This is a genomic window from Larkinella punicea (assembly GCF_003334855.1).
Classification (GTDB): domain Bacteria; phylum Bacteroidota; class Bacteroidia; order Cytophagales; family Spirosomataceae; genus Larkinella; species Larkinella punicea.
The window spans coordinates 313,144-339,510 of record NZ_QOWE01000004.1; the positions used below are offsets into that span (position 1 = coordinate 313,144).

A 26,367-nucleotide genomic window follows, 5' to 3' on the forward strand; every position below is an offset into this window, starting at 1 on the left:
ATGAATCGGCGGGAATTCACACAACGGACCCTTTTTTACGCTTTGGCGGTTTCCATTCCTCGCGGGCTGGAACCAAACCCCTATTGGGTAGCCAGTGACGTGAAAGCGCCTAAGCTGGAACTTTCCGCCGGAAAACGATTGCCGTTTGGCTGGCCGGCCTTTGCGGTTTTGCCCAACCAATCCGGAGACGACGTGATTCTGCATTTTCCGAAACCGATTCTCCAAAAACCGCTGCGCCTGCGGCTGACCGTCGCCATCGACACCCGGGAAGCGAAAAAAGTGGAAGTGCGGTCGGCTCAAACGAATCAATGGCTGGGGGAACTGGATTTGCGGTTTTCGTACGCGACCGAATTGTACGAGGTTTTACTTTCCACTGAAAAAGCCGCTTTACTTCAAAAGGAAGGCATCCGGCTCCGGATGACCAGCGGCACCTCCCCCATCTGGTTTCTGGCACCGGCTAAAAATCCGGCGTATGCCGGGTTGCAACCGCACGTCCTTACCGATACTGCTCCCGCTAATCCGGAAACGGTTTTCTGGAACAATCTGGCATCGCTCCGGTCGATTCAACAATTTAGCTGGATGGAGGGCTGTGTCACCGACGGCTTGCTGGACTGGTGGCGGCAAGACCACTCCCCTGAAGCAAAAAAGGCACTGGAAGCGCATTTTGCTTTGTTTTTTGACGATCAACAGCGGCTGGTGTACGAAAACGCCCGGAGTGAACCCGCCGACGGAACGATTTACGGCATCGAATGTCCGTTGCCGCTGGCGGCTTTGGCGCACCTGCAACCGAATCACCCCGCACTCGATCTGCTGGTTTCGTTTGCCCGGCAAAAAAGCCAGCCCAACGGACTTATTCGGGATCAAAGTCTGACGACCGAAGGCTGTTATACACTCGCGTATCCACTGGCGGTGCTGGCCCGGCAACGCAAGGATCTCGCTCTGGCGCGGCTAGCGTTGGCCAATCTACAGCACCGTCAGGAAGCACTGGTTACGCCCGATGTGGTGTATCAGGGACGAGGTCAAGCGGGAGAATGGAATGCGTATCCCAACTGGGGGCGCGGGCTGGTCTGGTATCTGCTAGGCACGGTGCGAACGCTGAACGAACTGAACCCTTTGGCGGCTCAGCTCGACCCGGCGGTTCTGCAAAACCTGAAGGCCACGTTCCTGCAAACCGCCGAACGGATGCTGAAAGACCGCGACCCGCAGGGTGGCTGGCACGGCTTCGTGGGCGAACCCCAAACCGGTATCGACACCTCGGCCACGGCGGGTATCGCGGCAGCACTGGCCCTGGCGGCCCAGTACGGCTGGTTACCTTCCGAAACGCTCAAAACACTCGAAATCACGAAAAAAACCTTGCTTCAGTACCTCACACCCGACGGTTTTCTGACGGGAGCCTGTCAGTCGAACCGGGGCGGTGTCGAATTACAACGAAGTGGTTATCGGGTCATTTCACAGTATGCCGCCGGGTTAATGGCGCAGTTTCTGGTGGCCATGAAAACGTAATTAGAACATGAAAAAAACAACCGGTATAGTTGGTCTTCTAGCGATTTGGCTGCTGATTAATGCCGTACAACCCCTGCCGAAATTGTACGTCATCGGTGACAGCATTTCGATGCGGTATGGTCCATTTCTGGAAAAATACGTTCAGGGCGTTTGGCAGTATGACCGAAAAAGTGACGACGGACAGGCGGCCAAAAACCTGGATGTGCCGGTGGGAGCCAACGGGGGGGATTCGCGCATGGTGCTCGAATATTTGAAACTGAAAACCCCCGACAAAACCTTCCAACCGGATGTGCTGCTCCTGAACTGCGGTTTGCACGACATCAAACGGCTCCCGGAAACCAATGTCATTCAGGTTGATTCGGCCAGTTACCGGAAAAATCTGGAAGCCATTTACCAACTCCTGAAAAAACGCAACATCCGGCTGGTCTGGATGCGAACCACCTCCGTGGAAGACGAACGGCACAACACCCGCTCGAAAGCCTTCAAACGCTATGCCCGCGATCTGGATGACTACAACCGGATTGCTGACGAAGTGATGCAGAAACACGCCGTTCCGGTTATCGATCTGTACACCTTTACGCGAAGTTTAGGTAGTGAGCATTTTGTCGATCACGTGCATTACGACGACTCGGCAATGCAGCTGCAAGCCGCTTACATTGCCGGTTATTTACAGGCCAACCGTTCCCTAATCCTGAAAAGAAAATGAAATTCCTAACCCCTTTCCTTCTGTCAATCAGTCTGATCTCGGTCGAGCTACCAACAGCATCGGCCCAAAATCCGGCACCAGGCCTAACGGTTTTAGAGCCAAAAGGTTTCCGGGAAGTAGCGCAGCTTCGGCCGCGTTCCACCAAAGAAATCAAGTCATCGACCTGGTCGATTGGGGGCGAAACCCTCGACCGGGATTATACCGACTACCAATCGTACCGGCATTACCTCGGGCCGCTGGGTGCCAAGCGAATCCGGTTGCAGGGCGGCTGGTCGAAGTGCGAAAAAGTGAAGGGGCAATACGATTTTGCGTGGCTCGATGCCGTCATTCCCGATGCTTATTCGCGGGGCGTTTCGCCCTGGGTGGAGCTGTCGTACGGCAATCCGATTTATCCCGGTGGTGGCGAACCCAAACTGGGCGGACGGATTCCCACATCTGAAGAAGCGTTGGTAGCCTGGGACAACTGGGTTCGGGCGATGGTGAACCGCTATAAAAACCAGGTGACGGAATGGGAAATCTGGAACGAACCGGACCTGAACAAGCTGAATACCGGCGAGGAAGTAGCGGTTTTCTACATCCGCACCGCCAAACTGGTGAAGGCCATCCAGCCCAACGCCAAACTGATTGCCCTCGGTGTCGCCGGGGTTCCGGCAACGGCTTTCATGCGCCCGTTCCTCGATCATTTGAAGAAGGAAAATGCGCTTGATCTGGTTGATATTCTGACGTATCACGGCTACGCGCCAAACCCCGACACCTCATATCCGAAGATTGAGGAAATGCGGAAGCTGGTCTGGAGTTATAACCGGAGCGCCGGCCGCCCAAAAATCACCTTCATGCAGGGCGAAAACGGGGCACCTTCGACCGCCAGTGCGGTCACGATCGGGGCTTTGCGGCAATACGACTGGACCGAACTGAGTCAGGCCAAATGGGATTTGCGCCGGATGCTGGCCGACCACGGACGCGGCATTGCCACCAACCTCTTCACAATCAGCGACATCCACTATGCCGCCGGTGACCACATGACGGGCGTCAACACGAAAGGCTTGCTGAAAACCAATCCTGACAAAACCATCGAACGTCCAAAAATGGCCTACAAAGCCGCCCAGCACGTTTTTTCAACCTTTGACGATCAACTCGAATTGCTCGATCAGGCCAAACCAACCGTCAGTCAGGCTACGGTTTCGGCGTTTCAATACCGCCAGCGGAAAAACAGCGGGAGCCTCGTCACGCTCTGGAGCGCCGAAGCCCGGCCCGCCGAAACCTACGAACCAAAACCCACCGATGTAACCATCAAGGGGAAATTCGACCAGCCGGTTTTTGTCGATCTCGTGTCTGGTAAAGTATACGAAATTCCGAAAAACCAGTGGAAAAAATCGGGCGATAGCTACACGTTTACGGCCATTCCGGTGCCGGATTATCCGGTTTTAATCGCCGAAAAAACCGCCCTGCATTTGCTAACGCCCACCGGACAATCGGCCAATCCATCGTTCAAATACCTGGGAAAAATTGCACCCAAAAATTCACGTGATATTCAATCGTCAAACTGGTCGGTGGGAGCCGAATACATGGATCGGGATTATACGGTTTATGTAAACTGGAAAGACTATTTAGGCAAACTCGGCGTCAAAAAAGCCCGCATTCAATCGGGCTGGGCAAAGTGTGAAAAAGTGAAAGGACACTATGACTTTGCATGGCTCGATGAAATTGTTTTCGACATGGTGAAACAGGGCGTGACGCCCTGGATCGATCTGTGTTACGGCAATCCGCTGTATTCGGGCGGTGGCGGAACCACGCTGAATGCCGCCATTCCGTTTTCGGGTGAAGCCCTGGCGGGTTGGAAAAATTACGTAGCCGCCGTTGTGGCCCGGTATGGTGATAAAGTAACAGAATGGGAAATCTGGAACGAACCGAACTACAAAATTTCTATTCCCGATTACGCCGATTTCTTCATTACAACCGCTGAAACCGTTCGTTCAGTGCAGCCGAAGGCTCAAATTATTGCCTTCGCGCCGGGCAGTGGGGTCGATTACAAGTTTGCGGACAGTGCCTTGAAAATTATTCAGGAGAAAGGAAAACTGGGTTTAATCAACCAAATCAGCCACCACCGGCACATTCCAAACCCCGACAACCGGGATTCGGAAGTAGAACTGGAGAAAGTGGTCGCCAAATACAGCCCTGCCATTCGCATTCGGCAGGGTGAAGCCGGTTGCCCGTCGGAATGGAACAACAATTTCGCCCTGAACAAGTACCCGTGGACGGAATTGACGCAATCGAAGCACATCCTTCGCCGGTTGCTGACCGATCTGGGACACGACAAGGAGTCGTGCTGCTTCACGATCATGGACGCCAAAACGCCCCAGGAATGGAATCACAAAGGGCTGCTGAAAGCGAATGAAGACCTGACTGTGGCGCATGCCAAACCGGCGTATTACGCGTTTCAAAATCTGATTTCCGTCTTCGACGATAAGCTGGAGCGGCTCGAAACGTATCCGTATTCCGTAAAAAAAGAAGAGAACAATACGCTTTCGCTGTATGCGTACGCCGATAAAGCCAATCAGCTTCAGGCCGTAACGGTCTGGATAAAAGACAACGTTCCTTCCGATAACAACGAGCAAACCTTGTGTGATTTTACGTTCGCCAACGCCCGGTTTAAAAATCCGGTTTGGGTGGATCTCATCGCCGGTACGGTGTACGAAATCCCGAAAGAGAATTGGTCGAAAAAAGAGAACGTATTCCGGCAAATTCCGCTGTATGATTCTCCCATTCTGATTGCGGACAAATCGCTGATTAATCTGTCGGTCAACCAATAAGAAAAGGCGGTAATTTACCAAACCGACGAGATAACCATACAACCATGGAAACACCAGGCTATCAACGGATTAAACAATCGGCACTGCGTTTTGTCGATGCCATGAAAATCGGCGACACGCCGGGCGTGTATCGCAAAGAACGGGGCGAAGGCGAAAGTTTTTACGGCTCCTACCATGCCGCCCACGTCCTCGATCTTTTCGGCGAATTGCAAAACCGCCCGGCCACCGACCTCGACATTTGGGCCGAACAATTCCAGGGTCGCCAAACTGAGCAAGGGTATTTTTCGGGAAAACCCGCCGAGTTCGGGCGCATCCGGACGCTGGACGAACTGGAACCGGTTTGGCACTACACGCGCGGTAACATCTGGGCGTTGCGGATGCTCAACCGCCAGCCCGAACGCGAACTGCGGTTTCTGGACCCCATGCTCGACGCCGACCGGCTGTATCGCTGGGTGAAGCATTACGACTGGCGTAATTCGTGGGCGGCTGGGAATCAGGTACTGGCAGCGGCTACGGCTTTATTTGCGCTACGCGATTGGTTCGGCGCGTCGGAAGTGGATTCGTTGATGGAAAAGGCGGTTTTTCCGGCGCTGGAAGAATTGCAGGACCCGAAAACCGGCTATTGGGGAACACAACTCGGAGCTGATCCGGCCAACGGCTTGTTCGGAACTATCCACGTCGTCCCGATCTATTTTGCGCTGGGCTGGCCGCTGCGCCACCTCGAACGTTCCGTCGATTCGACGCTGGCGTGTCAGTTGCCCGACGGCTCGTTCTGGCCCGGCGGTTCCGACTGCCCGGATTTCGACGGAGCCTACCAACTGGTGAACCTGATGGCCCTGACCGACTACCGGCGCGACGATGTCGAAGCCGCCTGCCGACGGTATCTGGCTCACGCGCTACAGCATGAAAGTGCCGACGGTGTCGGCTGGCTGTTGCACCGCCGGGACAGCAAACCCGCCGACTGGGTGCCGCGCCCGCACTGGATCTGGAAAGAAGGCGAAACCACAGCCTCGGCAGAACTGCGGGATGAAGATCCAAACCGCACGCACATCATGCTGGGTTCCTGGTTTTATCCGCTTTCGATTGCGCTCGTTAGTCACTTCCTCGGCGATACCGGATACGAAGGCCCCTATCATTTCAACAGCCACTCGCTACACGTCTGCAATGTGTTCAATGAGCCATTGCGTTATTCCTAACCCCTGAAACCCACCCTGATTATGGAAAATAACCGCCGGGATTTCCTGAAAACACTATCCATCCTGCCGTTTACAACATCCCTCACAATGGCTGTAGAACCGGTTTCGGTGGTTTCTGAACCCGCCAACCCGCTCAAGAAACTCGGTTCCATTCGGCTGAAAAAACCGTCGGAGATCAAAAGCTCGCCGTTCGGGATTGGCTGCGAAACGCTGGACCGGGACTTGTGGAAACCGAAAGAAGTGTATCCGTGGATCGATAACCTGCCGGTGAAATGGGGACGTTTGCAAACCGGCTGGGGCCGCGTAGAACGCGAAAAAGGCAAGTATGACTGGGCCTGGCTCGACGAAAGCGTCGATGGACTGGTCAGCCGGGGTGTGAAGCCATTTTTCAATGTTGGCTATGGCAATACCAATTACACGGCTGGCGAAGTGGGCCATCATCCGCTGGACATTCCGGTGGCAAACGAAGCCTGGAAACGGTACGTAACCGCCCTGACCAAACGCTACAAGGACAAAATCAAGCATTACGAAATCTGGAACGAGCCGAATCTGGGGGGATTCTGGGCACCCGATAAACCCAATGCCAAAAAGTACGTACAACTGGTCCGGGAAACCGCGCCGATTATCCGGAAGAACTGCCCCGATGCCGTCATCGTCGGCGGGGTGGTTTCGAGGATGCCCGCCAAATACATCCGGGAGCTTTTCGAAGCCGGTCTTGCCGATCTGATCGATATTTTTTCCTTCCACCCCTACACCACCATTCCCGAAAGCTACTCGGAGCGGACGCTGGCGTTGCGCAAACTGATCGACCATTACAACCCCAAAATAAAGATCTGGCAGGGCGAAAACGGTTTTCCATCCGACCCGAACAGCACCGGTTTTTCGGGCGAAGGGCCGTGGACGGAAAGCATTCAGGCGAAGGTGATGCTGCGTCGGTTACTCACCGATTGCTCCCTGGATCTGCCGATGACGTTGTGGTTTCTGATTGTCGATCTGCACGATTATCCGAAGGGTTCCGGCAAAGTGAATTACAAGGGGATTCTGGGGCAAAAACCGGAAATCAAGCCCAAAATCGCTTATAAAGCGTTGCAACATTTGGGAAGTCTGGTTCACGGTGAGGTCCATACCCGTGGCTCCATCGTTCATGCGGTGTCGGGCAAAGATCCGGTTGCGGAGAAGGACTACCAGCTTTTTGGCGATGGCACCAAAAAGAGCCTTGCGGGCATGTGTTCAACGGTTTTGAATACCGACAACGGCCCGGTGCTGGCCTACTGGTCAGGCGAGAAAGCCGCCGACAGCAAGCCCGCCGACAGCGTCCACCTGTATCATTGGGACTGGGAAGGTCCGGGATTCCAGGAACCGGTTCTGGTGGATTTGATCACGGGTGATATTCTCGAATTAACGGGGCATGAAAAGCTCTTCGACAACGACAAATACCGCGTCGGATCGGAAGCCCAGCTTTTCCGGCAACTGCCTTTGCAGGATTATCCGATGCTGATTATGGAAAAGAGCAAAGTAGTGTAATGCCAATCAGTCGATATTCCGGCAATTCAACGGTTCATTGGATTTCAAAAAATGAATGATTCTCGGGCATTAAATCGGTCATCCCTACGGGATTGGTTGCATGGGGCTCATTAAAACTTCCTACAAAATGGGTCATCCCTACGGGATTTTTGGATTTAACAATCCCATTGAAATGACCCATTTTGTAGCCCCCGGTTGAACCGGGGGAAACGAACGAGACAGGGTCAAAATCCCGTAGGGATGACGCATTGTGTAGCCCCAGGTTCAACCGGGGAAACCATAACCGGCCTGACTATTCCTAAACCACCTGAAAATGAAATATTTACTAAAACCCCTTCTACTCTGGCTGGTTTTCTCCACCACCGGTTTGGCCCAAAAACCGACCGGGGTGTGGGATGTTTTCGACACGGGCGCGAAAGGCGACGGCAAAACGATGGATACCAAAGCCATCCAGACCGCCATCGACCGCTGCCACGCGGCTGGGGGAGGAAAGGTGTATTTGCACAACGGGCGGTTTTTGTCCGGAACGATCTATCTGAAAAGTTACGTCACGCTGTACGTCGAAGCCGGGGCGGTTTTACTGGGCAGCGAAAAGGCATCCGATTACCCGGATCAGGCGTCAGAGTATCCCACCTACGACGAACATCCACTGACCAGCAAAGCCTTTATTTACGCCGAAAACAGCCAAAATGTGACGATTGAAGGGCGCGGAACCATCGACGGCCGGGGTGATTTGATCGATAACCGCAAGCTGACCGATCCGTATGTACGGCCCTCGTTCAAATACCGCCCCCGCATCATCCACCTGCGCGGCTGCGAAAATGTTCAGGTCAGAAACCTGACATTGCGCAATGCGGCCTCCTGGCTTCAGACGTATCAGGCGTGTAAAAATCTGGTCATCGATGGCATCACCGTTGACACCCGGGAGAACAAGGACGTCGACAACCCGAACCGGGAACACGCCGTTCGCCACCGCAACACAGACGGTCTGGACGTAGTCGATTGCGAACAGGTTCGGATTGCCAACTGCCTGATCAGCAGTGGCGACGACGGGATTTGCCTCAAGAGTTTTTCGCCGGACCGCGGCTGCCGGAACATTACCATTTCCAACTGCATTGTCAGTTGCGGGGCCAGCGGCATCAAAATCGGCACCGAAACCGCCGGGGCTTTCGAGGACATTACGATCCAGAACTGCACGGTTTTCGACACCTGGGGCGAAGGAATTGCCATCATGACCGTCGATGGGGCGCGGATCGAACGGGTCACGATTTCGAACATTACGCTGCGAAACATCAAACGATCGGCGCTGTTTATCCGGCTCAACACCCGCAATAAGCAATTCGGCCAACCGGGCACGGTCAACAAACCGGTTCTGAAAGACATTATTATCGAAAACATTCAGGGAAGTCGACTCGCGTCGCTGGGTTGTTCGATCACCGGCCTGGCCGACTATACGCTGGAAAATGTGCAAATCCGATCGATCAATTTTGAATTTGAGGGTGGGATTACGGACGTAAAACCGGACGCGCCGGTGCCGGAAAAGGTCGATGCCTATCCGGTGGGAACGATGTTTGGCCCTACCCTGCCCGCGTACGGTTTTTACGTTCGACACGTCAAAAACATCACATTCGATCAGATTCACCTGCGTTTTGTCAAACCAGATCACCGGCCCGCGTTGGTCATCGACAGTGCGGAGGAGGTGGAAATTCGGGGACTGAAAGCGCAACGTGTGGCCCAGACGCCGGAATTGGTGCAACTGAAAAACGTCAGAAACTCCCCCAACCTTCCTAAACCCAACTAACCGTGCAAACCCTTCAATCCCTAGACTACTGGGCCATTGCCATTTACATGCTGCTGATGGCGGGCATCGGGCTGTTTCTGGGCAAATTCGTCAAGAACATCAGTGATTATTTCAAAGGGGGCAACGCGATTCCGTGGGTTTCGGGCGCGATCAGCAACTTCATGACCAAGTTCAGCACGTTCATTTTTGTGGCCTACGCCGGGATTGCCTACCAACACGGTTTTGTGGCCCTGACGCTGATCTGGAGTACGGTTTTACCCGCGCTGGTCGGTGTCGCGATTTTTGCCAAACGCTGGCGCCGGGCCGGGGTTTTAACGCCCCTGGAATACCTCGAAACCCGGTTTAACGCGCCGGTTCGGCAGGTATTTTCGTGGATGGGCGTGTTCTTCAAAATTCTGGACAACATGGTTCGGCTCTACGCGCTCGGGCTGTTTGTCAAAGCCGCCACCTCGCTTTCGCTCGAAACGTCGATTCTGGTTTGCGGCATTATCGTCGCGCTGTACACGGTGGTCGGCGGGTTGTGGGCGGTCGTCGTCACGGACGTCGTTCAGTTCATTATCCTCATCGTCGCCACGCTGATTCTGGTGCCGCTGACCATTCAGGCCGCCGGGGGATTGCCCAAAATGATGGAAACCATTCCGGAGCATTTTACCTGGTTCAACGGCCCGAAAGGCATGCCGCTCTACCTGATGGTGTATTACCTCATGATTCTGGTGAAATACAGCGGCAACTGGACGTTCATCCAGCGGTTTTACAGCGTCCGCGACGAGCGGGCCAGTCAGAAGCAAGGTATGCTGACGGCGGTTTTCTTTTTCCTGTTTCCGATCATTTTCCTCTTCCCGTCCATTGCCGCCAAAGCCCTGATTCCCAACCTGGAAAATCCGGAAATGGCCTACGTCAGTGTGTGTCTGAAATTGTTGCCGGAAGGCATTATGGGGCTGATGGTGGCGGCCATGTTTGCGGCTACGATGTCGGTTTTGAGTGGCGAATACAACGTGACGGCGGGCGTGCTGACCCGCGACATTTACCAGCGGTTGTTCAATCCCAAAGCGGCCGACAAAGAAATGCTTTGGGTGGGTCGGCTGATGACGGTGGTGCTGGGGTCGCTCATCACGATTGGTGCCCTGTACGTCGGCGGTTTTGGCGGGGCTTTCGAAGCCAACAAACTGTTCACGGGCCTGTTCGCCATTCCGATGACGCTACCGCTGGTGCTGGGCATTGTTCTGAAAAAACCGCAACCCTGGGGCGCCTTCGCAACCTTGATCGTCGGCATGGGACTGGGGCTGATTCTGAACGCCATGCCGCAAGTTTCGTGGGAATGGGCGACGTTCATCGAGATCGTAGCCTGCGTGCTGGTTTTCCTGCTTTCGGGCATCACCTCCGTCCAAACCGACGCGTACCGCCTTCGCGTGGAAGCTTTTTTCCGACGATTGAATACCCCCCTGACCGAAGCCGAAAAACCGCAGGAAAACCCGGCTTTCATGCAGGTCATGAACCGCTTGTACGCCGTGGCGCTGACGGTTACCGGAGCCCTTTTCCTCGTGATGAGCCTCCCCTCGCTGGCCGAAACCAGCGGCCGGGTGGCCTGTGGTGCCGGTTTGCTTTGCCTGTTGCTGGCCCCGCTGATGTGGTATCGAACCCGGAATTTGTCGGAGGATCGGGATTTGAAATCCGCAGCCAAAGTCCAGTCCGATTTTAAATCTAAATGAACGGACCTTTACCCCTAAATCCCCTAAAGGGGACTTGGACACTTAAATATCCGGATTTAAAAGTCCCCTTTAGGGGATTTAGGGGCAATCAAGAATAAAACAGAAATCAACTGATTATGAATAACGTAAAAGACAAAACCATCTTTATCACCGGCGCATCCGGCGGCATTGGAAAAGCCACGGCTCTGGAACTCCTTGAACAGGGAGCGAAGGTGTTCGACTTCAGCCGGACACACCAGCTAGCCGACGAAATCAGTCACGAAAATCTGCGGTCGTTCAAAGGCGATGTCAGCCAGGAAGCCGATGTGCTGGCCGGTTTTGCGGCTTGTGTCGACGCTTTCGGAACCGTCGATGTGCTGATTAACAACGCCGGCATCGGGCTGCTTTCCACAGACCTTTCCAGCACCGACCTCGACACCTACGAACAAATGATGAACACCAACGTTCGGGGCGTTTTCCTGTGCAACCGCGAAGCCCTGAAGCTGATGAAACCCAAAAAACAGGGCCACATCGTAACGGTTATTTCGATGGCCGGCTACCGCACCAATCCGAATGCACCGATCTACTGTGCGTCCAAATTCGGAGCGCGGGGTCTTAGCAGCGGCCTGGCCGATCAGGTGTTGAAAGAAGGCATCAAAGTCACCGACGTGAACCCCGGCCCAACCGACAGCAACTACTGGGGCGACCGGAAAGTGGCCCGTGAAAAATTCCTGAGCGTGGAGGATGTCGCCCGCGTCATCGTCTTCGTGCTCAACCAGCCGGACTACGTCGTCATTCGGGAAATCAATTTTGACAACATGAAATTTTTAGCAGGATGAACACCATCGAATCCAACGGACATAACCAGGCAAAAACCGGGTCGATTTATCCCATTTCCATTGCCGAAATGCGGGAGCGGTATCTGAAACTCTATACCGGAGCGGTCAACGACGTCCTCCGCTTTCGCTACACCATGCAGGCCAGCAGTCTTCCCGCGCAGTTTGCGCCGTTGCGGGAAGAAATGAAGCTGGCCGGGCAGGCTTTCACCATCAAAGGCGGGCCCGACATTACGACCGACGGCGAGATGGAAACCCGCGCCGAAATGCTCGAAGCCCTGCATCAGGATTCGGTCGTCGTCTGGGATTGCACCGGCGATACCGTGACCTCACAGTGGGGCGAAGTGATGACGATGGCGGCCATTCGCGCGGGGTGTCGGGGGGCCATCATCAACGGCATCCGGGACACGCAAGCCATTCTGGAACAGCACTTTCCGGTATTTTTCAAGTATAAGGCCAATACCGGGATGCTGGGCCGGTTTCGCATGTATCATTACCAGAAACCGATCCTGATGGGTGAAGTGGTGGTACAGCCCGGCGACTGGATTTTTGGTGACATCGATGGCGTCATTTCGGTTCCGCAGGCAATTGCCTACGATGTGTTGCTGGCAGCCGAGGACATTGTCCACAACGAGGTGAACATCAAGGAGATGGTCGAAAGCGGCATGCGACCGACGGAGGTGGTTCGTAACGGCGGCTATTTCTGATGGAAACCGTCGACACCTTGCGTCTGTTTTTGACCGACTCTGAAAAGGAAGCGATTCTGACCAGCACCGACGCAACGGTCAAGCGGTTTCGGAACGCGCTCGAACGGCGGGTCACGGAGCGATTGGTAACGTCCGGTTTGCAAGCTAAAAACCCGGCACTCGGATGGTGGTATCCGGCGGCCGAATACCTGTCCGACGCAGCCATGCAGTATGCCCTCACCCCTACCGACGAGTTGGCCAACTGGCTGCGGAGCGCGACGCTGTACATCGCCCGCCGTCCTGCCAACGACTGGGTCGGCCCGTGGTTTCGGGATCATTCCCAGCCGTTTACGGGTCATCTGGAAACTGCTCACCTCTGTTGGGGCGTGTCGGCGGTGCTGGATCTGGCCGGAACGGTTTTCACCGCAGCGGAATGGGAGGAAGTAGGCGAAGCCTTGTCCGAAAAAGGCATCGTTTTATGCCGCCGGTGGTTGCAAAAAAACAATCACCTGGCCAACTGGCGGGGCATTCTGGCATCCGGGGCGCTGGTGGCTTCGGCTACTTTGGGCCGGGAAGACTGGCTCGATGAATTGACGCCCGAACTGGCGCAGATGGCACATGCCTTTCAGCCCGACGGTTCGTACGGCGAGTCGTTGCAATACGGAAACTACCTGGCGAATGCGCTGATGCTGGCCTACGAGTCGCTGGTTCGGAAGTACCCGGTTCACGCCCGGCAATTGGATATCGACGCCTATGGCCGGGGCATGAGTTGGCTGGTGCAGAGCATGTTGTATAGAAAACCGATGGAAAACTGGGGTGACGAACCCCGCGCCCGGGCCGTCAACTTCAATGATTCGGCGGCTTTATTTCGGCCCTCGGGCGATTTACTGCTGCACGTCGCCGTCCGTTCCAGCGATCCGGTGCAGGCGGGTTTGGCGCGCTGGCTGTTTCAGGAATACTACGAACCTTGCCCGACGCAGGGACCGCACGATCTGGCGACGTTCGGTATGCGGAACGACTGGGGATTTCTGACCCTGCCGCTGTTGATTCCACCAAGCCAAGCCATCAGTCCGCAGAAAACCGGGTTGCCCCTGACAACCTCGTTCAGCAACGGTCATGCGTTTATGCGCGATGCCTGGGATGGCCGCACGGTCGTTGCCATCAACGGCGGGGGCGACGCTTTGCACGGCCCCGGCCACCTCCACGGCGATCTGAACAGTTTCATGTTGGTTCACAATCGCGAACGGCTGTTGGTCGATCCGGGTCATAGCTGCTACCGAAACCTGATTCATGGGCTGGAAAGCAGCACGCAAACCCACAATACCTGTACGTTTCTGGTGGAAAGCGAATCGCTGGGTTTGCAGGAAGACCTCGCGAAAGCGTCCCTGCTCGAACAGAAAAGTGTGCTGCCCCGGCGGTTGCTCGTCAACGGCATACCCGGCCCACCCATCGACCGGGGCAACCGGCGACGGGTGGTGGAACGCGACGGACCGGTTTCCGTCATCGGCTCGGAGGTCGGAAATGCTTACGGCTCACCCATTCAGCGGTTTACGCGGCTCTGGCTGCTGGCCGGTAGCCACGTTTTCTTCGTCGTGGACCGAATCGAAGCGACGCAACCCGTTACGACGGTCTGGAACTGGCTCGTCAACAACCGCGATGGAAAGGCCCAGGTAGACAGTCCGGGCAATGGCCTGACGGTTTGCCGGAATGATGCCGGGATGAAACTGTTCCACACGGGGTCGGGCCGGTCGGGTCATCCGGTTTATGGTTATGTTCACGACGCTTATCACGTTGAACCCGATCAGTTGGGCGAAGGGCGTCCGGGAAGCGGTTTGCTGTACCGCTGGACGGAAACAAGACCAGCCCTAAACCGAACCGTAGTTCATGCGATAGCCCTCGATGACGCTTTCCAACTGGATCAGTGGCAGTTACAATCGAACGATGCGGCTTTTACGCTGACCAACGGACCGCAGCACTGGACGCTCCGGATTCTGGACGAAACCGCCAGCCAACTCTCGCTGACTTCGGGACAGGAGCAACCGTGGATCATTCAGCAACACGATGAAATATATACCTTAACCCGACCATATCCACATGGCTAACCGTCTGAAAATTACGGGCATCGATCACCCCGGCGTAGCGGCCAACGATGTTGAACAACTGGCCGACTGGTACTGTGAGGTCTTTGGCTACGAAAAATGGTTTCGCCACCGGAACGCCGGACCGCTCAACCCGGTCTGGATGCTCAAAGCTCCCGACGGTACATTGCTCGAAGTGATGCCCAAAGACGACACTGCCCGGCCCGAACGCACGACCTGGACACCCGGCTGGTCGCACCTGGCCCTGCGGGTGGCCAATCTGGAGGAAGCCATTGCTTTTTTAGATACCAAAAACGTCGTGTGGGGCGGATCGGTCATCAACGCCATCGGGGGCGGCAAAGTCCGAACCCTCTACGACCCCGACGGCAACATGCTCCAGATTCTCGAGCGAATACCTGGGTGACACTATATGGCATTCACACATTCACTCATTCACTCATTGAAGGATGAAAGCACTCCATTTTACCGGAAATAAAACATTTGATTTACAGGAGGTTGACCATCAGCCGGTTTTGCCCGGCGAGGTTCGTCTGAAAGTGGCCTACTGTGGCGTTTGCGGAACCGACGTGCATATTTACCACGGCGCAATGGCCCAGCGCCTTTCGCTGCCGCAAGTGATCGGCCACGAGGTTTCGGGCGAAATCGACGCGGTGGGCGAAGGCGTTACCGGCTGGCAACCGGGCGACCGGGTGACGGTTCGACCCCTCAAACCGGGGCCGGAAATGTCCGTCGACAACGGCGTTCGGCACATCGGACAGAACCTGAAATTCATCGGTATCGACACGCCGGGCGGGATGCAGCAATACTGGAACGTGCCCGCTTACACGCTCCACCGGCTCCCCGACCAGTTGCCGCTCCCGATCGGTGCCCTGATTGAACCGCTGGCGGTGGCCTGCCACGATGTGCGGCTTGGCGACGTAAAACCGGGGGAAAACGTCGTCATCATCGGCGGTGGCCCCATCGGTATGCTGGTCGCGCTGGTCGCCAAAGAGAAGGGAGCCAACGTCCTGATTTCCGAAGTCAATCCGACGCGTCTGAAACTGGCTGAATCGCTGAAACTGGCGACGGTGAACCCCAAGGAAACCGATCTGGTGGCCTGCGTGGCGGAGTTTACGACTGGCGCGATGGCCGATGTCGTTTTCGAGGTTTCGGGCGTACAGGCGGGGGTAACGGCCATGACCGCGCTGGCGCGGGTGCGGGGCCGGATTGTGATGGTTGCCATTCACGCCGAACCCAAAGCCGTCGATCTGTTCCGGTTTTTCTGGCGCGAACTCAAGCTCATCGGTGCCCGGGTCTACGAACCCGAAGACTTCGAAGAAGCCATTGCGTTGGCCACCAGCGGATCGCTGCCCCTCGACGCGCTCATTACGCAGGTTTCTCCCTTAGCCGACGCGCAGGCGGTTTTTGAAACGATCGACCACAATCCGGCCGGGATGAAATACCTGCTGCAATGTGACGCTTAGTCCTGAATTGACCACCGAAAAAGCTGCCGGGTACGGATTGTCGATCAGACGAATCCGTACCCTTTCTGTTGGGTCATCCTGGAAACAAATGAGCGTTTCAAACGAAAAATACAGTATAACTGGTGTCAATGTGAGTTTTATCTCAAATTAGCTCCATGAAAACATTCGTCAAAGCCGCGTTTTTCGCGCTGGTTCTCGGTATTGCTCTGGCATTCAGGCAGGACGCTCCGCCCCGTTTGCAGCTTTTCCTGCTCATCGGCCAGTCGAACATGGCGGGTCGCGGAGTTCCCGAAGCCGAAGACCAGCAACCCAATCCGCACATCTGGATGCTGACCAAAGAGCAAACCTGGGTTCCGGCCCGCGATCCGATGCACTTCGACAAACCGGCGGTGATTGGCGTTGGGCCGGGGCTGGCCTTCGCGAAACGACTGGCCGAAACCGCTCCCAAGCTGAACATCGGGCTGATTCCCTGTGCGGTGGGCGGGTCGGGCATCGATGTCTGGAAACCGGGGGCTTATTACGAACCCACGAATTCCTATCCGTACGACGATGCCATACGCCGGGCGAAAAAAGCGCTTGAAAACGGTCAACTGGCCGGTATTCTGTGGCATCAGGGCGAGTCGGATTCCAAACCGGGCAACACGGCGGTGTATGGCGAAAAACTGGCGGAACTGGTGCAGCGGTTGCGGAAAGAACTGAACGCGCCGAAGGTGCCATTTGTCGTCGGAACGCTGGGGGATTTTGTCGTGAAGCGAAATCCGAATGCCGGACTTATCAATGAAGCCTTGCAACAGGCCACCAAAAACATCCCCCATTCGTACTATGCCGTTGCCACCGGTTTGACGCACAAGGGCGATTCTACGCACTTCGACACGCCTTCGGCCCGAACGCTGGGTCGCCGGTATGCCGACGTTTTCATTCAGCATAAACTCCTGAAAACCAAACCATGAGTATCTTCTTTCCTTCTCCGGTGCAGCGATGGGTAGCCGTTCTTGCTCTTGTTTTAACGGCTGGCCTGGCCAAAAGCCAGCTCGTGAGTGATTCCGTGTCGATCGAAGGCCATTCCCGAACCTTCCACTTTCTGAAACCGGCCCGGCCGAATGCGTCGCTGGTGTTTGTGTTGCACGGTTCAGGCGGAAACGGGCAGGGTGTTCGGAATGGCGCAAAGAAACTGGAAGAAATTGCGCCCAATGAAAACATCCTGCTGGTGTATCCCGACGGTTATAAAAAATACTGGAATGAGTGCCGAAAAACCGCGCAATCGGCAGCCAATCAGGAGAATATCAACGACAATGCGTTTTTTGAGACGATGATCGGGTACTTCCGGAAAAACTACCAGATCGATCCCAAACGCGTTTTTGCGGTCGGCACATCCGGCGGTGGCCACATGGCCTACAAACTGGCGTTGACGATGCCCGAACAATTCCGGGCCATCACCGCCCTCATCGCCAACCTGCCCGACACGAACAACCTGGATTGTCCGGAAAAACGGATGGCGGTTCCGGTGCTGATTGTAAACGGAACAGCAGACCAAACGAATCCGTACGAAGGCGGGGAAGTCAAAGCCAACGGCATCAGTCTGGGAATGGTGCGGTCGACGGACCGGACGTTTCATTACTGGTCGGAACTGGCCGGTTATGACCGAAAACCGAAGAAAAACCGCCTGCCCGATACCGACCCGACCGACGGGAAAACCATTGAGCAATATACTTACAGGCAGAATGGAAAACCGGAAGTAACGCTGCTGAAAGTGCTGGGCGGCAAGCACGATTACCCCAACGACATCAACGTCTATCTGGAAGCCTGGGCGTTTTTCAAGCGGCAAATGACGCGGTAAAGATGGGTTAGCTAATCACTTTCAACCCTTCTGAACCGTATTTTTTCACATTCTCATCGTCGCTAATAAATGTGTAAGCAGAATATGGGTATCCAATAGATACTTTATGTCTCAAATTCTTCAGCGGTTGTCATCCCAAAATCGTCCCGAAGAAAGTATTTCTTTCCATGCAATAGCCCTAATTTTCTTGGCTTCATTATCGCTTCTTTGGGAACCAGAAAGGCCTTGATCTCTTTCTTTTTACCAAAAGTGATGGCTACCTTTTCACCGGCCTCAACCTCTTTAAGGACTTTGGAAAAATGAGTTTTCAATTCCCCTACACTCATGGTTTTCATAGGCTTTATGCGTTATCCAGCTACATTTAGTTCAACCCGCCAGCCGTTTGTTAATCTGCCCGGCAGCTTCCCGAACGGCATTGATGATGATGGGGATGCGGTTGGGTGTGTAGCGGCTTTCGGGCAAAAACACGCTCAGACTAGCGACCACCTGCCCACCTTTCCACAACGGAACGGCAATGCCGACAATGTGTTTGAGTGAGCGGGTGATGACGATTTCTTCCCGGCGAATCGCGTCCAGAGCCGCCAGAAACTGCTCCCGGGTTTCGACGTTCGGCCAGACCAGCGGAGCCGGCAATCCAATGGCTTCGATCAGGGCGTCAATTTCCTTCAGGGACAAAAAAGCCACCAGAATTCGGCCGGTAGCGGTCGAGTAAATATCCGATTCGGTGCGGCTTCGTACCTGCAAATCCTGGTCGCTGTTGGCAATGTGGAGCAAAAACCGCTTGTTGTTTCGCAGAATCCCCAGCAGGGAAGTCTCGTTAAGCCGGTCCGTCAACTCCTCCATAATGTCTTTGGACGCCAGCACCAGATGCTCGTTATACGCTACATTATCAGTCAGTTGATAGGCCATTGCACCCAGCCGGTAGCCCTTTCTGCGGCCCACGTGATCTAAATATTTTTTATCGACCAAAGTCTTTACAATATTTGCACAGGTAGGTTGATTCAGGCTGACAGCCGCAGCCAGTTCCGTCAGGGTCGTGGGGTCATTCTCTTTCTTGGCCACATACTCCAAAATTTCTAACGCACGGACAACAACCTGAATCATCATAAGAGGGAATTTGGGGCTGTAATTTACGAATAATTCAACCATCCTGACGCGTTGTGAAAAACCGCTCCTTTTCATTTGCCACCCTTCGTTCGGCAGCCGCCCGGGCGGGTTTAGACTGGTTTTTGCTGGCCCTGCTTAGCATGATCGGTCTGGCGTATCTGTGGCCCACCCCCGGCATTCAGGAAGGCCCACTTTCGCTGTCGAATCTGGCCAATCTGGGCGTTTCGGTCATTTTCTTTTTCTACGGCCTGCGACTCAGTGGCGACAAACTCCGGGCCGGACTGAGCAACTGGCAACTCCACGCAACGATCCATCTAACCACGTTTGTGGTTTTTCCGCTGGTGGTCTGGGCGGCCATGCAGGTGTTCGGCACCGACGAAAACCGCCTGCTGTGGCTCGGTGTGTTCTACGTAGCCGCCTTGCCCTCAACGGTTTCGTCGTCGGTGGTGATGGTGTCCATTGCGGGCGGCAACATTCCGGCGGCTATTTTCAACGCCAGCATTTCCAGCCTGATCGGCGTCTTCCTGACGCCCTTGTGGATGGGCCTTTTCCTGGCGACCGGGTCGGGTGATTACGATCTGGCGAGTGTCATCGGAAAGCTGGCGTTGCAGGTCATTGCGCCGGTTGTCCTCGGTATTCTGCTCAACCGCTGGCTGGGTACCTGGGCCGAGCGGTATAAGAAAGCGTTGAGTACCTTCGACAAGATTGTCATCCTGATGATCGTTTACACCTCGTTTTGCGAATCCTTCGAGCGCCGGATGTTTCAGAGTCTGACGGTTTCGGATTTGCTGGTACTGGGCACCTGTATGCTCGGTTTATTTTCCCTGATCTACGGTCTGGTCAATGGCATCAGCCGCCTGCTCGGCTTCAACCGCGCCGACCGGATCACGGCTTTGTTCTGCGGTTCCAAAAAGTCACTGGTTCAGGGCAGCGTGATGGTCACGGTTTTGTTTCCGGCCAACGTCGTCGGCATCGCCCTGTTGCCCATCATGATGTACCACGCTCTTCAACTCATTGCCGCCAGTGTGCTGGCCCAGGCCATGGCCCGGCGGGGTGCGGATTCGGCCCAGCCGACCACCTGATTCAGTAAAGGAACGATTCCTTCACACCTTGTTTTCAAATGAAACTCCATATTTTAGGGGCTTCCGGCAGTGGTGTCACCACCCTGGGAACGGCTTTGGCCCACCAATTAAACCTTCCTTATCTGGACAGTGATGACTATTTCTGGGAAGCATCCAACCCACCTTTTACAAAAAGACGAAACCCGGATCAACGTAACCATTTAATATCCAAATTATTATCAAATCACAACGACTGGATTCTGGGCGGTTCTGTACTCCACTGGGGCGATTCGGTTTTCCCCACTTTCGACCTGATCGTTTTTCTGTGGATACCACCCGAAATCCGGCTGGAACGGCTCAAAAGGAGAGAACTGGATCGCTACGGGAACATTATCTTTTCCGACCCTGAGCGAAATGCCCTGTTTGAAACGTTTCTCAACTGGGCCGCCGATTACATACCAATACCGGAATTGCCAACCGAACCCTGAAAGCGCACGAAGAATGGCTGCAAAAACAAACCGCACCGGTTTTAGAGCTGAGGGGTGATTTAACGACCGACGACAGAATCAATCTGGTAATGAATAAAATACACTCTCTTTAAACGACACCGTTTTCAGGCTCCGAAAAATGGTTACCGGAACTCCCCTGCCTGATCGCGAAAGAGGCAGCGCCATCCATACCGCTAAAATCGCTTTTTCACATTTTGAAAACATCCTGCTGTAGACCGTCGCTCTTTTGCTGGATTTTCTGCACTTTCGTCGTTATTTTGAAACTGCATCAAGCGCAGCACCCTTATACGCCCCAATAATGAGAGGAAGTCAACTGGATTTGTACCTGAGCCTGGGTTATTTTCGGATGCATCAGAAGCTGTTTACATGCCGGTATTTGCTTTCCTACGACTCCATTCTGCCCGTTCACTGGCTGCGGTTTACGCTGGCAAAGGTGAATTACGGGAGCAAACAACGCAGTTTGCTGCGACGCAACGAAAAATTCTCGCTAACGGTGAAGCCTTTTGTGCTGACAGCAGAAGCCGAAGAACTTTTCAGCCTCTACCGGGCCACCGTCGACTTTGAAGCCCCGGATTCAGTCGAATTCTGGCTGTTTAACGAGGCCATCTATCCCTACAACGTGTTTGATACCTACGCCATCGAAGTTCGGGATGGCGAGCGGTTGATTGCGGTCGGCATTTTCGATAAGGGCGACCAAAGCATTGCCGGGATCATGAATTTTTACCACCCTGACTACCGCAAATACAGCCTGGGAAAATACCTGATGCTGCAAAAAATCAACTACGCCCGGCATCAGCACATGCAGTTTTATTACCCCGGCTATATTGTCACCAATTACCCCAAGTTTGATTATAAACTGTTCCCCGGCGAAGCGGCCAGTGAGGTCTACGATGACAACAGCGGGGATTGGCTTCCGTTTTCCTGGGAAACCGTTCACGCGCTGGCGGCCGTGATTCTGGACGAACCGTAACCAGCCGTCCCCGGCAACAAAAAAAAGCGGATCGCTCCGCTTTTTCAGTCAAGAAATGGTGGGTATGTAAACTCCCTCGTCGATGGGAACGATCCGGCAAATGGCAGGGATCGTAAACCGACTTAGTACCGGCGACCGTAATAACCGCGATCGTTCCGGCGGTATTGTTGTTGGTACGCAAATAATCTTTCGCGTTGGAACGGCGTCAACACCGCCATCATCTCCTGATTTTTCCGACGCAGCGTATATTGGTAGGCCTGTGGATCCCGGCGTCGAGCGGCTTCCATTTCGCGGTAATCATACCGGTCTTCGATGCGCTTCAACTCCCGTTCCTGACGACGCGACAGGCCGACGATGGCGTCCAGGCGGTCAATTTTAATGTCTTCCTGAATATCGTCCCGGCGTTGGTTATCATAGCGGCCGTTGCGGTCGTTGTCGTAGCGCGGGTTGGGAGCCGGGTAGCGGTCGTTATCGTATCCGCGTTGGGCCATGGCAGTTCCGGTGCTTAAAAAGGCTAAAGTGACGAGGGTGATGATGGTCGTTTTCATGGTTGGTCGTTTTTATTTGTTGTAATATGCCTCTTAGAGGGGCAACCCCACCCAACGTTTAATGCGGTTTTATTTATTTCTTTCCACCCCCGCCTTTTATCGACCAATGGCCTGTTTTTACCGATGAATTCTATTTTTTAACCGATTAATTTTATTTCCAATCCCACTATCACGGGTTTCTCGCTGTACTGGTACGCCGGAATACCGCCGGGGCAACAACATTCCGTTCTGAAGCAGGTTGAATAAAGAAGGACTGAAAGACAAACGAACCATGAGATTATCCAACACGAATAGAATGGGACTATGGGGATTGGCGGGCATTGGTGTCGCGCTGGCGGCCAAAACGCTGATCGACCAGTGGCGCAAAACCGACTTTCGGGGCAAAACCGTCGTCATCACGGGTGGTTCACGCGGGTTGGGACTGGTGCTGGCGCGGGAATTTGCGCAGGAAGGTGCCAACCTGGCTATTTGCGCCCGCGACCCGGAAGAACTCGAACGCGCCAAAGCCGACCTCGAACTGAACGGCGGCACGGTTTTCACCTACGCCTGTGATGTCACTGATAAAGAGCAGGTTGTCGCTTTTATTCAGGCCGCTCAGCAGGAAGTGGGGCCGGTGGATGTGCTGGTGAATAACGCCGGAACGATTCTGGTGACTCCCATCGAACACGCGACGGAAGCGGACTTTCGGGAAGTGATGGAGACCAATTTCTGGGCGGCTTTTCACACCATCAACGCGGTGCTGCCCCAGATGCGCGAACGCCGGTCGGCGGGGGGACGCATCATCAACATTGCATCGTTCGGCGGAAAAGTGGCTTTTCCGCACCTGCTGCCCTATTCGACCAGTAAATTTGCGTTAGTTGGCTATTCGGAAGGGCTCCGGGCCGAACTGATCAAGGACGGTATTTATGTCACCACCGTCTGTCCCGGTTTGATGCGAACCGGTAGCCCGCGAAATGCCCTCTTCAAAGGCCAGAATGAAAAAGAATATGCCTGGTTCAAGATCGGCGACTCCCTGCCGGTTTTGTCGAAAAGCGCGGAAGAAAGCGCCCGGCAAATTCTGGAAGCCTGCCGTTTCGGTCGCGCCGAACTGATCATTTCACTGCCCGCCAAAGTCGCGGCCGCCGTACACGGGTTGTTTCCGGGGCTGACGGCCGAAGTGCTGTCGGTCATCAATTTGCTGCTCCCGGCTCCCGGCGGCATTGGCGAACAACGGGCCAAAGGAAAAGACAGCGAATCATCCCTGAGCCGCTCGGTTTTCACGACCCGGACCGACGACGCTGCGGAAGCGAACAATCAATATACCTGGTAATTTCTTTTCGTTTGCGGCTTCAGGAATGCTTTGTCTTTGTTCAACTTATCGGTAAGTTGCTGGAAAAAGCATTCCTGAACCGTTCATGAAAACGTCACCAGTTTCCGCCCTTGCGATCCTGTTCGCCGTCTGCATCGCCTTTTCGGCTACCAGCCAGTCCGTCGCTACCAAAAAAGGCACCGCCGAACGCATCAAAGTTCACGGCAAAGGCCTGGAAGGTAATCTTTCCGGCGATTCGCCCGACCGCGATGTGTCGGTTTATTTGCCACCCAGTTACAAAACCGACAAAAACCGCCGGTATCCGGTATTGTATCTCCTGCACGGTTTTACGGATAATGACGCCCAGTGGTACGGTTTTACCAAACACTGGATCAACCTGCCGGAAGTAGTCGATAAGGCCTTTGCCGACCCCGCCGTGCGCGAAATGATCATTGTCACACCCAATGCCTACACCAGGTTTTTTGGCAGTTTTTACTCCAATTCAGTCACCACCGGCAACTGGGAAGACTACGTGGCGAAGGAACTGGTGGGCTACATCGACAGCCATTACCGGACTATCCCAACTGCCGCCAGCCGTGGATTAAGCGGACATTCGATGGGTGGTTACGGCACCATGCGGATCGGTCAGAAATACCCGGAGATTTTTTCCAGCATCTACCTGCTGAGTCCCTGCTGTATGAGCGCCAACCTCTCCCCAAACCGGAACGAAGCGGCTGCGGGCCGGATGGAAGCCATCAAAAGCATGGAAGAACTGGAGAAAGCCGATTTTGGCACCAAGGCGGCCTTTTCAACGGCTGCGGCCTGGGCTCCTAACCCGACCAAACCGCCTTTTTACCTCGACTTGCCGGTGAAAGACGGGCAGCCCCAGCCGGGCATTCTGGCGAAACTGGCGGCCAATGCCGCGCTTTCCGGAATCGATCAGTCGATTTCGAACCTGAAAAAGCTGCACGCCATTGCCTTCGATGCCGGCTCGAAAGACGTCAGCATTGCCGCCAACAACAAAGTGCTGGACGGCGTTCTGAATGATTACCAGATCAAGCACACCTACGAAGAGTACGAGGGTGACCACATCAACCGGATTGGCGAACGCATCGGAACCAAAGTGTTGCAGTTCTTTTCGACGAATCTATCGTTCGAGCAACCGAAGCGTCGTTAGAATAGGAACGCGGATTAGACGGATGGAACGGATTAGCGCAGATTAAAATCCGTTTTTGATCCGTTCCATCGCATCGGCGACCCGGCCGCGTTCCTATCCAAAACCGGAAACCGCTTCGCAGCCCGTCTTTTATTTTTGCGTCGAATCCTTTTTCAGTTCCCGGTAATCCTGACGGGCCGAATCCAGTTCAGCCTGTTCTTCCTGAACATCGCTGCTGTCGCCTTCCTGCTGGGCCTCAATCACATCCTTGTATTCGTCACCGACTTTCTCGGCTTTATTTTCGGTTTTGGAGTCACAGGCCAGTTGTGTGGTGGCCGTGAGCAGGGCCAGCGAAAGCCCCCAGATCCATGATTTTGTTTTCATACGTTAAAGATTGTTCTTTCGAAAAGAACCGCTTGCGGGTTAGTTTGTTCGAAAAAACCCGGCGATGGCATCGCGTCACTTCCTTAGCGTTGTGATGTTCAGGCCATCGACCGTTTCGCTGCGGCATCGGGCGATAACGATTCGTCTTTCATTGATTCAGGCAAAAACTGCGTGGGTAAAGTATGTGAGATCGAACGATACGGCTTAAAAAGCCATGTTACCGTTTATTGCAAACAGACACAAAGATGCGGTTAAAAAGTTGGAGAAATGGTACGAAAAACTTATCATTGAAACACTATTCTACGCTTTTTATCCAGAATTGATAAGCCAATCGTTTGATCGTCAAGCGCAATCCTGCCTTTTTCATCCCGGTAGTGCCGCGGATTCAAACCTAAAAATTACGATTTCTCTGAGCCTATTTTGAAATGTAACCCGTTTGAAAATGCCGATTCACGTATTGGTCATCGAAGATGAAGCACAAATCCGGAAAAATTTACAGGAAATGCTGGTCATGCGGGGCTATGAAGTGACTGCCGCTGCCAACGGCCAGGGAGGCATCGCCGAGGCCATTCTACAGCCCCCGGATGTAATTCTGTGCGATATTATGATGCCAAAACTGGATGGTTACAAGGTTCTGGAATCGATCCGTACCAACCCGACCTTAGCCCATGTTCCGTTTATTTTTCTGACCGCAAAAGCCGACATGGCCGACCTGCGCCGGGGCATGACGCTGGGCGCGGATGACTACCTTGCCAAACCTTTTGGGATGAAAGAACTGGTGGCCGCCATCGAGAGCCGGCTCAAACGGCAGCAACAGAAACAAAAAGCTCCCCAGCCGACTCTATTTATAAAAACCATTCAGGGGCACGATGAGCGGGGCCACATGGTGCTCCAAACTGAGGACTGTCTGTATTTTTTTATCCGGAACAAAAAGAATTTTGTACGACACCTGCTGGGCACGTTCCAAATTCATGTCCCTTTTGAGAAGTTAGCGACTGAACTGGACCCGAGCCTTTTTTTCAGAGCCAATCGAAACAGCATTATTCATCGGAAAACCGTCCAGAAATACGCGTATTGGGAAAATGGCAAATACTGCCTGTTTTTGCAGATCGATGGCCAAAACCAGGAAGCCATTCTGCCCAGAGCGCGGTATAATTCGTTTAAAAAGTGGCTGGCCGAATAGCCTGCCCGCCCC

24 protein-coding genes are annotated in these 26,367 nt (G+C 54.3%); 20 read left to right on the forward strand and 4 right to left on the reverse strand.

The window, feature by feature from the left end:
• The 14 genes from DUE52_RS06530 to DUE52_RS06595 all read left to right on the forward strand — a co-directional run bounded on the left by DUE52_RS06530 (position 1) and on the right by DUE52_RS06595 (position 18,149).
• Positions 1-1,503, forward strand: coding sequence for a glycoside hydrolase family 88 protein (locus DUE52_RS06530; RefSeq protein ID WP_114405169.1), 1,503 nt, complete (start codon positions 1-3; stop codon positions 1,501-1,503).
• A gap of 7 nt (positions 1,504-1,510) precedes the next feature.
• Positions 1,511-2,209, forward strand: coding sequence for an SGNH/GDSL hydrolase family protein (locus tag DUE52_RS06535; protein ID WP_114405170.1), 699 nt, complete (start codon positions 1,511-1,513; stop codon positions 2,207-2,209).
• Positions 2,206-5,019 carry a GH39 family glycosyl hydrolase gene (locus DUE52_RS06540; protein ID WP_114405171.1) on the forward strand — a complete coding sequence of 938 codons (2,814 nt, stop codon included), beginning with the start codon at positions 2,206-2,208 and terminating at the stop codon, positions 5,017-5,019. The genes DUE52_RS06535 and DUE52_RS06540 overlap by 4 nt, the downstream gene beginning before the upstream one ends.
• 44 nt (positions 5,020-5,063) lie before the next feature.
• On the forward strand, positions 5,064-6,215 hold the full coding sequence (locus tag DUE52_RS06545) for a hypothetical protein (RefSeq protein WP_114405172.1): 1,152 nt from the start codon (positions 5,064-5,066) through the stop codon (positions 6,213-6,215).
• Positions 6,216-6,236: 21 nt separating this feature from the next.
• Entirely contained in the window at positions 6,237-7,739 is a 1,503-nt protein-coding gene (locus DUE52_RS06550; protein ID WP_114405173.1) for a GH39 family glycosyl hydrolase, read from the forward strand.
• Positions 7,740-8,052: 313 nt separating this feature from the next.
• Entirely contained in the window at positions 8,053-9,540 is a 1,488-nt protein-coding gene (locus DUE52_RS06555) for a glycoside hydrolase family 28 protein (RefSeq protein ID WP_114405174.1), read from the forward strand.
• 2 nt (positions 9,541-9,542) lie between these two features.
• Positions 9,543-11,249 carry a sodium:solute symporter family transporter gene (locus DUE52_RS06560; RefSeq protein WP_114405175.1) on the forward strand — a complete coding sequence of 569 codons (1,707 nt, stop codon included), beginning with the start codon at positions 9,543-9,545 and terminating at the stop codon, positions 11,247-11,249.
• 116 nt (positions 11,250-11,365) lie between these two features.
• Positions 11,366-12,067, forward strand: coding sequence for an SDR family oxidoreductase (locus tag DUE52_RS06565; protein ID WP_114405176.1), 702 nt, complete (start codon positions 11,366-11,368; stop codon positions 12,065-12,067).
• Positions 12,064-12,771 (forward strand): RraA family protein, encoded by a 708-nt coding sequence (locus DUE52_RS06570; protein WP_114405177.1) that lies wholly within the window; start codon positions 12,064-12,066, stop codon positions 12,769-12,771. The genes DUE52_RS06565 and DUE52_RS06570 overlap by 4 nt, the downstream gene beginning before the upstream one ends.
• A complete protein-coding gene (locus tag DUE52_RS06575) occupies positions 12,771-14,852 on the forward strand; it encodes a heparinase II/III domain-containing protein (RefSeq protein ID WP_114405178.1) in 2,082 nt (693 codons plus the stop codon). Before DUE52_RS06570 ends, DUE52_RS06575 begins: the two co-directional genes overlap by 1 nt.
• The gene (locus DUE52_RS06580) at positions 14,845-15,252 is read left to right on the forward strand and encodes a VOC family protein (protein WP_114405179.1); all 408 of its coding nucleotides are present in this window, start codon (positions 14,845-14,847) and stop codon (positions 15,250-15,252) included. The genes DUE52_RS06575 and DUE52_RS06580 overlap by 8 nt, the downstream gene beginning before the upstream one ends.
• 43 nt (positions 15,253-15,295) lie before the next feature.
• Complete coding sequence (locus DUE52_RS06585; protein WP_114405180.1) at positions 15,296-16,312, forward strand: zinc-dependent alcohol dehydrogenase; 1,017 nt, start codon at positions 15,296-15,298, stop codon at positions 16,310-16,312.
• 155 nt (positions 16,313-16,467) lie between these two features.
• Positions 16,468-17,262 (forward strand): sialate O-acetylesterase, encoded by a 795-nt coding sequence (locus DUE52_RS06590; RefSeq protein WP_114405181.1) that lies wholly within the window; start codon positions 16,468-16,470, stop codon positions 17,260-17,262.
• A complete protein-coding gene (locus DUE52_RS06595) occupies positions 17,259-18,149 on the forward strand; it encodes a CE1 family esterase (RefSeq protein ID WP_114405182.1) in 891 nt (296 codons plus the stop codon). Before DUE52_RS06590 ends, DUE52_RS06595 begins: the two co-directional genes overlap by 4 nt.
• A gap of 104 nt (positions 18,150-18,253) precedes the next feature.
• Here DUE52_RS06595 and DUE52_RS06600 read toward each other — a convergent pair whose 3' ends face one another.
• The gene (locus DUE52_RS06600) at positions 18,254-18,484 is read right to left on the reverse strand and encodes a type II toxin-antitoxin system Phd/YefM family antitoxin (protein ID WP_114405183.1); all 231 of its coding nucleotides are present in this window, start codon (positions 18,482-18,484) and stop codon (positions 18,254-18,256) included.
• 31 nt (positions 18,485-18,515) lie between these two features.
• Positions 18,516-19,256: an IclR family transcriptional regulator gene (locus DUE52_RS06605; RefSeq protein ID WP_229312085.1), complete on the reverse strand. Its 741-nt coding sequence runs from the start codon at positions 19,254-19,256 to the stop codon at positions 18,516-18,518.
• A gap of 53 nt (positions 19,257-19,309) precedes the next feature.
• On the opposite strand from DUE52_RS06605, the gene DUE52_RS06610 reads away from it, so the two are divergent.
• The 3 genes from DUE52_RS06610 to DUE52_RS06620 all read left to right on the forward strand — a co-directional run bounded on the left by DUE52_RS06610 (position 19,310) and on the right by DUE52_RS06620 (position 21,796).
• Positions 19,310-20,338, forward strand: a complete 1,029-nt coding sequence (locus DUE52_RS06610; protein ID WP_262510982.1) for a bile acid:sodium symporter family protein — start codon at positions 19,310-19,312, stop codon at positions 20,336-20,338.
• Positions 20,339-20,376: 38 nt separating this feature from the next.
• Positions 20,377-20,805, forward strand: coding sequence for a P-loop NTPase family protein (locus tag DUE52_RS06615; RefSeq protein ID WP_222930255.1), 429 nt, complete (start codon positions 20,377-20,379; stop codon positions 20,803-20,805).
• Positions 20,806-21,124: 319 nt separating this feature from the next.
• The gene (locus DUE52_RS06620) at positions 21,125-21,796 is read left to right on the forward strand and encodes a GNAT family N-acetyltransferase (protein WP_114405184.1); all 672 of its coding nucleotides are present in this window, start codon (positions 21,125-21,127) and stop codon (positions 21,794-21,796) included.
• Positions 21,797-21,918: 122 nt separating this feature from the next.
• On the opposite strand, the gene DUE52_RS06625 is transcribed toward DUE52_RS06620, so the two are convergent.
• Entirely contained in the window at positions 21,919-22,344 is a 426-nt protein-coding gene (locus DUE52_RS06625) for a hypothetical protein (protein ID WP_114405185.1), read from the reverse strand.
• A gap of 271 nt (positions 22,345-22,615) precedes the next feature.
• On the opposite strand from DUE52_RS06625, the gene DUE52_RS06630 reads away from it, so the two are divergent.
• Together DUE52_RS06630 and DUE52_RS06635 are read left to right on the forward strand one after the other, a co-directional pair.
• Entirely contained in the window at positions 22,616-23,653 is a 1,038-nt protein-coding gene (locus DUE52_RS06630) for an SDR family NAD(P)-dependent oxidoreductase (protein WP_114405247.1), read from the forward strand.
• Positions 23,654-23,738: 85 nt separating this feature from the next.
• Positions 23,739-24,809, forward strand: coding sequence for an alpha/beta hydrolase (locus tag DUE52_RS06635; protein WP_114405186.1), 1,071 nt, complete (start codon positions 23,739-23,741; stop codon positions 24,807-24,809).
• Positions 24,810-24,938: 129 nt separating this feature from the next.
• Here the strand turns inward: DUE52_RS06635 and DUE52_RS06640 are convergent, their stop codons facing one another.
• Positions 24,939-25,172, reverse strand: coding sequence for a hypothetical protein (locus DUE52_RS06640; protein WP_114405187.1), 234 nt, complete (start codon positions 25,170-25,172; stop codon positions 24,939-24,941).
• Positions 25,173-25,614: 442 nt separating this feature from the next.
• Between DUE52_RS06640 and DUE52_RS06650 the strand changes: the two genes are divergently transcribed.
• Positions 25,615-26,355 carry a response regulator gene (locus DUE52_RS06650; protein ID WP_114405189.1) on the forward strand — a complete coding sequence of 247 codons (741 nt, stop codon included), beginning with the start codon at positions 25,615-25,617 and terminating at the stop codon, positions 26,353-26,355.
• The last annotated feature ends 12 nt before the right edge of the window (positions 26,356-26,367 follow it).